Consider the following 11910-nt stretch of genomic DNA (forward strand, 5'->3'; position numbering starts at 1 on the left):
CTGTGCATTAAGCGTCGGCGCGCAGGCGCGCGAGCAACGCATCGATGTTCAGGTGTGCGGCTGCGTCGTCGGCACTCGCACCGCGCATGTGCGGCACGACGCCGACGAGCGGCGCGCCGTACTGGGCGGCGAGGCGCTCACGCAGCGCGGCGATGTTTTCTTCGGGGAACGTCATGGCCGGGTCGATACGGTTCGCGACCCAGCCCGCGAGCGTCAATCCGCGCGCGACAATCGCTTCGGCAGTGAGCAGCGCGTGGCTGATGCAGCCGAGGCGCATGCCCACCACGAGCACCACGGGCAGAGCGAGCGCGACGGCGAGATCGGCGGTGTCTTCGGTCGCCGTGAGGGGCACGCGAAAACCGCCCACGCCTTCCACGACGACGGCATCCGCGCGCTCGCAGGCCGCCTCGTAGCAATCGACGATGCGCGCCATGTCGAGCGTCACGCCTTCGAGCGCGGCGGCGATGTGCGGCGCGGCGGGCTCCTTGAGCAGGAACGGCGTGCGGATCTCGGGCGGCAGCAGCACGCTCGCTGCGGCGTCGAGCTGATCGGCGTCCTCGTTGTGCCAGACGCCGTCGCGCTCGTAAGCGCCCGCGGCGATCGGCTTGAGCGCCGTGGCGCGCAACCCCGCGTGGGCGAAGCCGCGCAGGAGCGCCGCGCTCACGAAGGTCTTGCCGATCTCGGTATCGGTGCCGGTGACGAAAAGCGAAACCGTCATTGCGCGAACTCCGGCGCGTTTGTGCGTGCTTCCAGACTCGCGCGCAGCAGCGATGCGTTGAGCCGGTCGAGGTCGGCGTCCGAATGCGCGGCCGAGAGCGAAATGCGCAGGCGCGACGTGCCCTCGGGCACGGTGGGCGGACGAATGGCGGGCACCCACAGGCCGTCGCGCTCCAGCGCGGCCTGCAGCGCGAGCGTCGCCTCGTTCGCGCCGATGACGAGCGGCTGCACGGCGGTATGCGAATCGACGGGCTGCCAGCACGTATCGCTGAGCAGCGCACGCGTGCGCGCGATCAGATGCTTGAGATGTGCGCGGCGCGCATCGCCCTCCTCGCCTTCGATCAGACGCAGGCTCGCGGACACGGCATGCGCAACCGCCGGCGACGAAGCCGTGGTGAAGATGTACGGCCGCGCACGCTGCACGAGCCATTCGATCACGGTGCCATGCGCGCAAACGAACGCGCCCGAAACACCCGCCGCCTTCCCGAGCGTGCCGACCATCACGAGATGTTCCGAGCGCAGCGCGGCTTGCGCGAGCGCGCCGCGGCCTTGCGGGCCCAGTACGCCGAAGCCGTGCGCGTCGTCGACCACGAGCCACGCGCCATGCTGTTCCGCCAGTTCGACGAGACGCGCGAGCGGCGCGACATCGCCGTCCATGCTGAACACCGTGTCGCTCACGATCAGTTTTGCGCTCGCGTCGGAGGCTTCGAGCAGCGCGGCGAGCGCCGCCATGTCGGCATGCGGATAGATCTGGATGTCGGCACGCGAGAGCCGCGCGCCGTCGATCAGCGAGGCGTGGTTGAGCGCATCGGAAAAGATCGTCGAGCCGCGCCCCGCGAGCGCGGTGAGCACGGCCAGGTTCGCCATGTAGCCGGTGCTGAAGTACAGCGCGCGCGGCGCAGCGACGAAGGTACCCGCGAATGCCGCGAGATCGTCTTCGAGCTGGGCGTGAGCGCGCGAGTGGCCACCGAGCAGATGCGAGCCGCCGCTGCCCGCGCCGTAACGCTGCGCGCCCTCGGCGATGGCCGCGACCAGTTGCGGATGCGCGGCAAGACCGAGATAGTCGTTGCTGGCAAAGCCGACAGTCGCACGGCCGTCCACCTGCATATGCGCGCTGCAGGGCGTGTCGGCGGTGCGGCGGCGGCGGCGCAGGCCGCGCGCGTCGATGTCGCGCAAGCCCTGTTCGAGGGTGTCGAGCAATGCCATGTCAGAGGTCCTCCGCGACGGTGGCGTCGAAAGTCTCGCGCGTGCGTGCAGCGAGGAACGCCTGCCTTTCGTGGTCCAGAATATACGGCGGCATGACGTAGACCGTCGTGCCGATCGGGCGCAGCAGCAGTTCGCGCTGCAGTGCGTTTTCGAAGAAGCGGCGCGAAAACGTCGCCGCGCGCTGCGCGTCTTCGAGCGCGACGTCGAACGCGAGAATCGTGCCGCACTGGCGCAGGTTGCGCACGAGCGGATGCACGGCGAGCGGATCGAACAACTCGCGCAGTCGCGCCGATTTGCGCGCGTTCGCAGCCAGCACGTCATCGCGCTCGAACAGGTCGAGCGTGGCGAGCGCGGCGCGGCACGCGAGCGGATTGCCCGTGTACGAATGCGAATGGAGGAAGCCGCGCGTCGTGTCGTCGTCGTAGAACGACTCGTAGATCGCATCGCGCGACAGCACGATCGAAAGCGGCAGATAGCCGCCGCTGATGCCCTTCGAAAGCGTGAGCAGATCGGGCCAGATGCCTGCCTGCTCGCACGCGAAGAAGGTGCCGGTGCGCCCGCAGCCCACGGCGATTTCATCGGCGATCAGGTGAACGCGATGGCGGTCGCACAGCGCGCGCAGGCCCTTCAGATAGGCGGGATCGTGCATCGCCATGCCGGCGGCGCACTGCACGAGCGGCTCGACGATCAGCGCGGCGATACGCCCTTCGCGCTCGATGAAAAGACGCTCGACATCGGCCAGCGCGCGCGCTGCGACATCCGCCGCCGTTTCGCCGGGTTGCGCCGCGCGCGCGTCGGGCGAAGCGACCACATGCGCGTGATGCAACAGCGGATCGTACGCATCCCTGAAGAGCTTCACGTCGGTCACGCCGAGCGCGCCAATGGTCTCACCGTGATAGCTGTTGGCAACGCAGACGAATTCGCGCTTGCCGCTCTCGCCGCGGTTGCGCCACGCATGAAAGCTCATCTTGAGCGCGATTTCGACAGCCGACGCGCCATCGGAAGCGAAGAATGCGTGGCCGAGCACGCCGCCCGTGCGCGCCGACAGCCGCTCGGCGAGCTCCACGGCGGGCTCGTGCGTGCAGCCCGCGAGCATGACGTGCTCGAGCGTGTCGAGCTGCGCCTTGAGCGCCGCGTTGATCGAGGCATTGGCGTGGCCGAAGAGGTTCACCCACCACGAACTGATCGCGTCCAGATAGCGTCGGCCCTCGCGGTCATACAGCCACGGGCCTTCGCCGCGCGCGACGGCCACGAGCGGCAGGCGCTCGTGATGTTTCATCTGGGTGCAGGGGTGCCACACGGCGCGCAGGCTGCGAGCGACCCAGTCGGTCGCGGCGCGATCTTCGCGGGCAAGGTGTGCAGGGTGAGATGGCGAATTCAAATACGACTCCCGATACGACAGCGGGACCGAGATTAACGTGTTAGCTGTCGCAATGCACTACCCCGAAAATCGCCCCCCAACGCACCGCGGCGCGGCGTTTCGAGCGGTTCGCAACAACTCCGGACCGATGGAAAAGAAAGACCCGAAATGCGCGGAGATGACGACGGCAAAGTGAACCCGCCTTATGCAAAAAAATCTGCGCGGCGGTGCGAAATTGCAGAACGCGGGACGGCGCGGCGGATATTTTTGGCGACGCGTGGCGAGCGCGCAGGCGCGCGGAAGTCAGACGATATGGGGCGGCACAACGGGTTGCATGCGAGGAAATCGCTGGCGGGACCAGTAGGCAAAGCGGCCCGCACAAAAGCAAAGCGGCCCGCTTTGGGGCCGCAAGCTTCCGATGCCATGGGGTGTATGAGCCCGGCAGTGGCCGGGCAACGCGCCTTACCGGCTCGCCAGCGGGTGGTCGCGGTCGTCGGTGCTGTTGTCCGCCGTGGCGCGTGTGGTGTCGCTGTCGCCGGTCTGGGCGGTCTGCGTGCCGCCGTTGTTCCAGACCACCGTGTTGTTGACGGCATAGAGGCGGCAAGGATCGGCGCTGTGCTTTTCACAGTTCGAGATCGCCACGGCCATCGGGTTGTCGCCGCCTTCGGCCCACGACCACGCGCCGGAGTCGGACACGGCGAAGGCGCGGCTCGGATACTGCTTGAGGAAGTTGCGATAACCGTCGCGGCCCGCCTGATCGACGAACGGCACCGAGCCGACCGAGTCGATCTGCGCGAAGCCGGTGCCGCGCGGCGCGACCGGCGCGGCCACGCGGTACTGCACCGCCGTCGGCAGGCCGCGGTTGGCGAGGAACGCCTCGACCGTGGGCCACCAGACTTTCACGCCGTCGCGATCGCCCACGAGGCGATGTGCGTCGTTCTTGTAGGCGCCGAAGTCTACGAGCTTGGCCGTCGCGGCCGGGTGATCCTCACCCGTCTGCGCGTCGCGGTAAGCGGCGAACATCTTCGCGACGAGATCGGGCGACCAGACCGAGTCGTTGTCGCCGTAGAGCCAGAGCGAGGCCACGCGGGCCTTGCCGCCGTAGTTGCCGAACGCCTGCGTCAGGTTATTCTGCCAGCCCGTGCAGGCGTCCTGGCGCAGGCCGCCCGAAAAATTGATCAGTGCGCGCACGCCGCTGGCCGCCTCGGTGCCATAGGCCATGGTGGCCAGGCCGCCGTGCGAGGTGCCCGCGACGATGATCTGGCTCGCGTCGACATAGGGCTGCTTCGACATGTACGCGATGGTCGATGCGACATCGGCCGCCTGGCCGAGGCCGTTGCTCGCGACATCGCAGCCGTCCTGCTGATACGAGCCGCCCGACTCCGCGAAGCCCTGGCGGTTCGGCGCGACGACGACGTAGCCACGGCGCACGAATTCGCGCGCGAACGAGAGCGGGTCGCTGCGCGCCTGGAGGTGCGGGTCGCCGGGAATCTTGCCGTGGTTGAAGATCACCATCGGGAACGGGCCGGGGCCGTTCGGGCGGTAAATCGTGGTTTCGAGCGTGACGTCGCCCGATGCATCGACGGGAACGCGAATCACCTGCTCGTTCATGCTGGCGGGCACGACGGGCAGATACGCGTCGTCGAGCGCGATGCGCGGCACGTTGGCGCTGCCGAGGGGGCCGCCTGCGAGGTTCGCGTGGGAAGCGGTGGCGGAATGCGTGGCGGGGGTGTTGGCGGCGAGTTGCGGGTTCGCGCTCGCACTTGCCGGATCGGAAAGCGACGCTGCGTGAGCCACCGAAAGCACACACGCGGTGCCGGCTACGACCCATCCGGTAAGGAGCTTCCTGAACGCCATGCGCTACACCACCTGCAAAAGACCTGCTGCTGTGAATCCGACAACCGTCCGACCATTACCCACGCTTCAGCCCTTTCAGGGCACAACGAGACACCGTTGCGCCTGGCCGCGAGGCCAGGAGCGGGCGTGTACCCGTAACGTGGAATTGCATCGATCGGAACACCTGCGCGGCGCAGTTCTATCGTCGATCAGACCCGCCGCCAGCACCCGTTGCAGTCGATACACGCATCACGTGAAAAAACTTCTTCACTATGCACTTACGTATCGTGCGGGGCACCGTGATTAGATACTCGCACGACAAATATTTGTTGTGCAATTCAGGGGTAACCCGGCATAAGGCATGCCAACTTCGCGCGGCCCTATGAGGCAAGGCGGACACAGGACTTTCGGCACGCGCCGAACGCGCGCGTTTTTAAAAAAGGTCCGGGTGGTGAGCGTCGCGCGCGGACAACAGCCGCGCGATTATGCAGTAAGCGCTTGTTTGCAAAGGCAATATTTTCGGCGTCATGTTAGCGAACCGGAGAGGGAATTCGCTGCGGAAAATATTGCAGGCAGTCAGTGATTCGTTAGCCAGACGAAACGTCGCCGTCAACATAACGCCAGCGTCCGTCGCCGCCGCGCGTGAAGCGACTCGTCTCGTGCAGCCGGTGTGCTCGGCCGCCCGTTTTGTAGCGTGCGATGAATTCGACGATCGCGTGCGTGTCGTCGAGTTGTTCGTGGCGCTTGATGGCCAGTCCGAGCCAGCGCGGGGCGCCCTCGGCTGCAGGGTCCACATCGAGATCGGCGGGACAGGTCTCATTCGCCCACGTCGAGCGCAGATACGTCTGCTCGCCCAGCACGTAGGCCGTATAGCGTGAGCGCATCAATTCGAGCGCCGTGGCGGGGATCGCCGCTCCGTCGATGAAGCGGCCACAGCACTGCGCGTAGCGCGGCGGCTTGCTGACCGCCTTCTGGTTGGGCGCAGCGCCGCCGCAGGGACAATCGGCGGGCCGGGTGGCGGGCGAGACGACGCGCGCGGTTTCAGCGTTCATGGGGCGAGGCTCCGTTGCGAGAGGCCGCAAGCGTAGCGCAGACGGGCGGCGCTTTACCAGTCGAGCTCGGTGCCGTCGTACTGGAAGAAGCGGCCGTTGAAGACGTCGCGCGCGGCGGCCGCTTCGGCCACCACCTCGCGCATGCCGGCGACGCTCACTGCGGGGTCGATCGCCGCGTGCGCGCCGCCCATGTCGGTACGCACCCAGCCCGGATGCAGCGCGACGCAAGTGGCGCGGCGCGTTTGCAGCGAGGTGATCTTCAGCACGTCGTTGAGCGCGGCCTTGCTCGCGCGATAGAGCCAGCCCGTCGTGCCGGTGGTCTCCGCAATGCTGCCCATGCGGCTCGACAGCACGCCGAGCACGCCGTGGGCGTCGTCGACGAGCGGCAACAGGACGGGGATCAACTGCATCGGACCGCGCACGTTGGTGTTCATCACGTATTCGAAGTCTTCGGCCGTGATGGTTTCCACGCCCTCGGTGCGCGGGCCGTAGACGCCGGCCACGACGAGCGCCACGTCGAGCCGCTCGCCGTCGAGCTTCCAGCCGAGCGCAGCGATTTCCTCGGGCCGCGCGATGTCGAGCTGGAAGGTCTGCGCGCCGATTGCGCGCAGCGCTTCGAGCGCTTCGGGCCCGCGCGCCGTGGCCAGCACGCGCCAGCCGGCTTTCGCATACTGCCGCGCGAACTCGAAACCCAGGCCCCGCGACGCGCCCACGATCAACGCTGTTTTCATCTCGTCACCTTGCTTGTCCGTGCATTGAAACCGCTGCAGCGCGCCGCCTGCCCGCCATGCAAAGCGGCGCGCTTCTTCGGGCACTAGCCTACAGCAGTTCGACGCCCATCGCCGTGGCCTCTCCGCCGCCGATGCACAGCGTCGCCACGCCGCGTTTGCCGCCGCGTGCGCGCAATGCGCCGATCAGCGTCACGAGAATGCGCGCGCCCGAAGCGCCGATCGGGTGACCGAGCGCACATGCGCCGCCGTTCACGTTGACCTTCTCGTGCGGCAGATCATGCTCCTTCATCGCGGCCATCGTGACCACGGCAAAGGCCTCGTTGATCTCGTAGAGATCGACGTCGCTCGCCGTCCAGCCGGTCTTCTCGAACAGCTTGCGGATCGCGCCCACCGGCGCCGTCGTGAACTTCGCGGGCTGCTGCGCAAAGGTCGAATGGCCCGTCACGCGGGCGAGCGGCTTGAGGCCGAGCTGCTTCGCCGTCGATTCGCGCATCATCACGAGCGCCGCCGCGCCGTCCGAAATCGACGACGAATTCGCCGCCGTCACCGTGCCGGTCTTGCTGAACGCGGGCTTGAGCGTCGGGATCTTGTCGAGATTGGCCTTGAACGGCTGCTCGTCGCGCGCGATGGTCGTTTCGCCTGCGCGCGAAGCCACCTTCACCGGCGCGATCTCCCATGAGAACGAGCCGTCCTCGTTGGCGCGTTTCGCGCGCTTGAGCGACTCGATCGCGAACGCGTCCTGGCGCTCGCGCGAGAAGTCGTACTCGCCCGCGCATTCTTCCGCGAACGTGCCCATCAGTCGGCCCTTGTCATAGGCGTCTTCGAGGCCGTCCAGGAACATGTGGTCGAGCACCTGGCCGTGGCCCATGCGCATGCCGGAGCGCGCCTTCGGCAGCAGATAAGGCGCGTTCGACATGCTCTCCATGCCGCCCGCGACGATCACATCGGCCGAGCCCGCCAGCAGCATGTCGTGCGCGAACATCGCCGCGCGCATGCCGGAGCCGCACATCTTGTTGACGGTGGTGGCACCCGCTGCGAGCGGCAGCCCCGCGCCGAGCGCCGCCTGGCGCGCGGGCGCCTGGCCCTGCCCCGCGGGCAGCACGCAGCCCATCACGACCTCGTCGACCTGTTCGGGCTTCAACCCGGCGCGCTCGACGGCCGCCGCGATCGCGGCTGCGCCAAGCTGCGGCGCGGTGAGCGTCGCGAAATCACCCTGAAAACCCGCCATCGGCGTGCGTGCCGCCGAAACGATCACGATGGCGTCCTGCTTTTGCGTCTCACTCATGTTTGTGCTCCTTGATGAATCCGTTGGCATTCGCTGTTGGCCGCGCGTTCAGGCAACGCGCACGGCCGGTGCGTCTTCACGCCCGAAACGTTCCGGGTAACACACGCTGAAACGAATCGATGCGTCGTAGGGAAAGCAGTCTGGCACTTCGCCCGCGATGAGCCTCGCGCGGCTCTCCTGCCAGAGAGCGGGCTCGAAGAAGTCCGCGTGATGGGCGAGAAATGCGCGCTTCACGCGCGGATCGCCGAGCAGGAACGTGCCGTACGTCTCCGGAAAGATGTCGCGCGGGCCGACTGCGTACCACGGCTCGCCCGATAGTTCGTCTTCCTCATGACGCGGCGGCGGCACGGCGCGCACGTTGCAGTCGGTGAGATATTCGATCTCGTCGTAGTCGTAGAAGACCACGCGGCCGTTGCGCGTCACGCCGAAATTCTTGTAGAGCATGTCGCCCGGAAAGATATTCGCGCGCAGCAGGTCCTTGATCGCGTTGCCGTATTCGCGGATGCCATGCTCGACTTCCGCGTCGCTGCCGTTCTGCAGATAGAGGTTGAGCGGCACCATGCGCCGCTCGATGTAGACGTGACGGATCACGAGGTTATCGCCCTCGTATTCGAGCATCGAGGGCGCGAGCGTCTTCAGCTCGCGCACGAGCGCGTCGTCGAGCCGCGCGACGGGCAGCGCCACGCTCGAATACTCGAGCGTATCGGCGAGGCGCCCGAGCCGGTCGTGGCGCTTCACGAGCTGATACTTCGCTTCGACCTGCTCGCGCGTGGTCTCTTTCGGCGCGGGAAAGCTGTCCTTGATGACCTTGAACACGTACGGATACGAAGGCAGTGTGAACACGATCATCACCATGCCGCGGATGCCGGGCGCGACGATGAACGGGTCGCTCGAATGCGAGAGGTGATGCAGCAAGTCGCGATAGAACAGGTTCTTGCCCTGCTTCTGCAAGCCGAGCGAGGTGTAGATTTCGCCCTTGGCCTTGCGCGGCATGATGGTGCGCAGAAACTCGACATAGGCGGACGGCACTTCCATGTCCACCAGAAAATACGAATGCGAGAAGCTGAAGAGGATGAGCAGCTGCTCGGTGCGCAACAGCACCGTGTCCAGTGCCAGCCTGCCCGTTTCCACATGACGAATCGGCACGACGAACGGTGCAAGCAGATCGCCGTTGATGATGCGCCCGACGATATACGCGCCTTTATGCCGGAAAAACAGCGACGACAGCACGTGAATCTGGAAGTTCGGCTTGGGCTCGACCACCCCGAAGGTGTCGAGCATCGTTTGCATGATGCAGTCGACGTCGCGCCCGAGATCCTCGAACGGCGTCTCCAGCTGGAAGTTCGTGACGATGCGCTCGAGCGTCGCCGCGACGCCATCCTTGCCCGGATAGTACGCGCGGTAGGTGGGCTTCGCGGCGGGCTCGTCGTTCTCGATGTATTCGGTCGAGATGGCGGGCCGCACGAAGATGAAGTCGTTGTTGAAGTACGAGCGATGCAGGATCTTGCAGCACACGGAGTTGAAGAACGTCTCCGCGCATTCGGGCTGCCGGTGCGTCGTGAGCAGGCCGATGTAGTGCAACTTGATCTGCTGCCAGACTTCGTCGTCGATGCTCTCGGCGCCGTATTCGTCTTCGAGCGCGACCACGCACTCCTTCACGCGGTCGTCATAGGAGGCGATGCGCTCGCGCGCGAGCTGCTGCAGGGCGCGCCAGTCGGCTGCCTCGAAAAACGTCCGCGCCCTCGACGCCGCGTCGCAGAAGTTGTGATAGTGACGGTTGAAGCCGTCGAGCATGGTCTGCGCGACATCGAAGCCGATCTGCGAAGAGAGCAGTTTCGGGAAATGTTTCATGGCGGCCATGCCCGTTGCGCGAGTGTCAGCGTTTCGCGCGAGCGGCGGCGGGAGCGTCGCTCTCGTGCGCCGCGCTTTCGTGCGCCGCATTTCTGTCGAGCAGCGCGCGCGCCTGGGACTCGTACTGCGCGAGGTCTTCGAGCGTGGCGTCGAGGTCCGCGCGCTGGCGCTCGAGTATCTCGCGGTGATGCACCACGGTGTCGAGGAACGCCTGAAGCTGCGGGAGCGTGTCGGTCGGCGACTCGTAGAGATCGAGCAGCGTGCGGATCTCCGAGAGCGTGAAGCCGAGGCGCTTGCCGCGCAGCGTCAGCTTCAGCCGCGTGCGATCGCGCCCCGAAAAGACACGCTTCAGGCCACCCGCGCCTTCCCGGCTCGGTGCCAGCAGGCCCTGGTCCTCGTAGAAGCGGATCGCGCGCGGCGTTACGTCGAATTCCCGGGCGAGTTCGGTAATCGTGTACTGGGTCGTCATAGTGTGCGGAAGGCGGCTGGCCCGGCTGTTGTCTGCACGACAGCGCGAGGGACGATAGAATCGACGTTTACGTTATCGTCAAGTACGCGGTTACGCAACCGGCAGGAGCGACGCGCAAGACGCGCTTTGCATGGGGCCGGAGTGGGCGCGCAAGCGCCGACGCCGGCCGACCGCTTTACGTAGGACCAGAGTAAGTGCTTTGCATGGGCCCGGAGTAGGTGCTAAAGCACCAACTCCGGCCGACAGCTAAAGCGCTAACTCTGGTCGACAGGAGAAGACACCCCCAATGAATGCCCTCGAACACCAGCTCGACTATCCCTACGCCGACACCCTGCCGGAGCCCGGCCTCGCCTTCGATGTCGCGCCCGGCGTGAAATGGCTGCGCATGCCGCTGCCGTTCGCGCTCGACCACATCAACCTCTGGCTGCTGCGCGACGAGATCGACGGCCAGCAAGGCTGGACCGTGGTGGACTGCGGCATCACCAACGACACCATCAAGGCCCGCTGGGAAGCCGTGTTCGAGAACCAGCTGGAAGGCCTGCCGGTGCTGCGCGTGCTCGTCACGCATTGCCACCCCGACCATATCGGTCTTGCGCACTGGATTTGCGCGGGCGGGGACAAGGCGCGCTGGGACGTGCGCCTGTGGACCACGCTCGGCGAATACATGCAGGCCCGCGTGATGGCGGCCGGCGACGGCTCGAACGCGGGCGGCGAAGGCGCCGCGCGCCATTTCGCGCGTCACGGGCTCACGGACGAAGCGTCGCTCGACAAGCTGCGCAACCGCCGCGGCTATTACGGCAGCCTCGTGCCCGCGCTGCCCACGCAGTACCGCCGCCTGCGCGAAGCCGATACGGTGGCGATCGGCGGGCGCGACTGGCGCGTCATCACGGGCTACGGCCACTCGCCCGAACACTGCGCGCTGTTCTGCGAGGCAACCGGCGTACTGATCTCCGGCGACATGGTGCTGCCGCGCATCTCGACCAACGTTTCCGTGTTCGACATGGAGCCGGAAGGCAACCCGCTCGGCCTCTACCTCGAATCGCTCGGCCGCTACGAAACGCTGCCCGCGAACACGCTCGTGCTGCCCTCGCACGGCAAGCCGTTTCGCGGCGTGCGCACGCGCATCGCGCAACTGCGCGCGCACCATGACGCGCGTCTTGCCGAAGTGATCGAAGCGTGTGGGCGAGCGCCGCAAAGCGCCGCCGACATCGTGCCGATGATGTTCAAGCGCGAGCTCGACATCCACCAGATGACCTTCGCGATGGGCGAGGCGCTCGCGCACCTGAACCTGCTGTGGCTCGAAGGCAAGGTCGCGCGCACGACCGGCGCGGACGGCGTGATCCGCTTCACTGCCTGAGACGCCACTGCGCACAAAAAAAACGGGCGGCCCGCAAGGACCCGCC

The 11910-nt window shown here is 66.6% G+C and carries 10 protein-coding genes; 1 reads left to right on the forward strand and 9 read right to left on the reverse strand.

All coding sequences use genetic code 11. The annotated features are described in order from the left end of the window. Positions 1 to 7 precede the first annotated feature (7 nt). The 9 genes from bioD to AB4Y35_RS16875 form a co-directional block, all read right to left on the reverse strand. Positions 8 to 718: a dethiobiotin synthase gene (bioD, locus tag AB4Y35_RS16835; RefSeq protein ID WP_368705141.1), complete on the reverse strand. Its 711-nt coding sequence runs from the start codon at positions 716 to 718 to the stop codon at positions 8 to 10. Further along, positions 715 to 1923, reverse strand: a complete 1209-nt coding sequence (bioF, locus tag AB4Y35_RS16840; RefSeq protein WP_368705142.1) for an 8-amino-7-oxononanoate synthase — start codon at positions 1921 to 1923, stop codon at positions 715 to 717. Before bioF ends, bioD begins: the two co-directional genes overlap by 4 nt. Before the next feature lies 1 nt (position 1924). Continuing rightward, complete coding sequence (bioA, locus tag AB4Y35_RS16845) at positions 1925 to 3304, reverse strand: adenosylmethionine--8-amino-7-oxononanoate transaminase (protein ID WP_368705143.1); 1380 nt, start codon at positions 3302 to 3304, stop codon at positions 1925 to 1927. A gap of 441 nt (positions 3305 to 3745) precedes the next feature. Beyond that, positions 3746 to 5140, reverse strand: coding sequence for a dienelactone hydrolase family protein (locus AB4Y35_RS16850; RefSeq protein WP_368687735.1), 1395 nt, complete (start codon positions 5138 to 5140; stop codon positions 3746 to 3748). Positions 5141 to 5706: 566 nt separating this feature from the next. Continuing rightward, complete coding sequence (locus AB4Y35_RS16855) at positions 5707 to 6171, reverse strand: YchJ family protein (RefSeq protein WP_368705144.1); 465 nt, start codon at positions 6169 to 6171, stop codon at positions 5707 to 5709. 53 nt (positions 6172 to 6224) lie between these two features. Next, on the reverse strand, positions 6225 to 6902 hold the full coding sequence (locus AB4Y35_RS16860) for an SDR family oxidoreductase (protein WP_368705145.1): 678 nt from the start codon (positions 6900 to 6902) through the stop codon (positions 6225 to 6227). An 88-nt stretch (positions 6903 to 6990) separates the two neighbouring features. Beyond that, entirely contained in the window at positions 6991 to 8187 is a 1197-nt protein-coding gene (locus AB4Y35_RS16865; protein WP_368705146.1) for an acetyl-CoA C-acetyltransferase, read from the reverse strand. A 48-nt stretch (positions 8188 to 8235) separates the two neighbouring features. Next, positions 8236 to 10038 carry a bifunctional isocitrate dehydrogenase kinase/phosphatase gene (aceK, locus tag AB4Y35_RS16870; protein ID WP_368705426.1) on the reverse strand — a complete coding sequence of 601 codons (1803 nt, stop codon included), beginning with the start codon at positions 10036 to 10038 and terminating at the stop codon, positions 8236 to 8238. A gap of 25 nt (positions 10039 to 10063) precedes the next feature. After that, on the reverse strand, positions 10064 to 10507 hold the full coding sequence (locus tag AB4Y35_RS16875; protein ID WP_368705147.1) for a MerR family DNA-binding transcriptional regulator: 444 nt from the start codon (positions 10505 to 10507) through the stop codon (positions 10064 to 10066). 286 nt (positions 10508 to 10793) lie between these two features. Between AB4Y35_RS16875 and AB4Y35_RS16880 the strand changes: the two genes are divergently transcribed. Further along, on the forward strand, positions 10794 to 11864 hold the full coding sequence (locus AB4Y35_RS16880) for an MBL fold metallo-hydrolase (RefSeq protein WP_368705148.1): 1071 nt from the start codon (positions 10794 to 10796) through the stop codon (positions 11862 to 11864). Positions 11865 to 11910: the final 46 nt, after the last annotated feature.

The sequence above is a fragment of the Paraburkholderia sp. EG286A genome (assembly GCF_040965375.1).
In the GTDB taxonomy this organism is placed as follows: domain Bacteria; phylum Pseudomonadota; class Gammaproteobacteria; order Burkholderiales; family Burkholderiaceae; genus Paraburkholderia.

Bases quoted from the DNA above. Each gene is read 5' to 3' on its own strand.
- bioD (WP_368705141.1), bottom strand. From the start codon at position 718: ATGACGGTTTCGCTTTTCGTCACCGGCACCGATACCGAGATCGGCAAG.
- bioF (WP_368705142.1), bottom strand. From the start codon at position 1,923: ATGGCATTGCTCGACACCCTCGAACAGGGCTTGCGCGACATCGACGCG.
- AB4Y35_RS16850 (WP_368687735.1), bottom strand. From the start codon at position 5,140: ATGGCGTTCAGGAAGCTCCTTACCGGATGGGTCGTAGCCGGCACCGCG.
- AB4Y35_RS16855 (WP_368705144.1), bottom strand. From the start codon at position 6,171: ATGAACGCTGAAACCGCGCGCGTCGTCTCGCCCGCCACCCGGCCCGCC.
- AB4Y35_RS16860 (WP_368705145.1), bottom strand. From the start codon at position 6,902: ATGAAAACAGCGTTGATCGTGGGCGCGTCGCGGGGCCTGGGTTTCGAG.
- AB4Y35_RS16865 (WP_368705146.1), bottom strand. From the start codon at position 8,187: ATGAGTGAGACGCAAAAGCAGGACGCCATCGTGATCGTTTCGGCGGCA.
- aceK (WP_368705426.1), bottom strand. From the start codon at position 10,038: ATGAAACATTTCCCGAAACTGCTCTCTTCGCAGATCGGCTTCGATGTC.
- AB4Y35_RS16875 (WP_368705147.1), bottom strand. From the start codon at position 10,507: ATGACGACCCAGTACACGATTACCGAACTCGCCCGGGAATTCGACGTA.
- AB4Y35_RS16880 (WP_368705148.1), top strand. From the start codon at position 10,794: ATGAATGCCCTCGAACACCAGCTCGACTATCCCTACGCCGACACCCTG.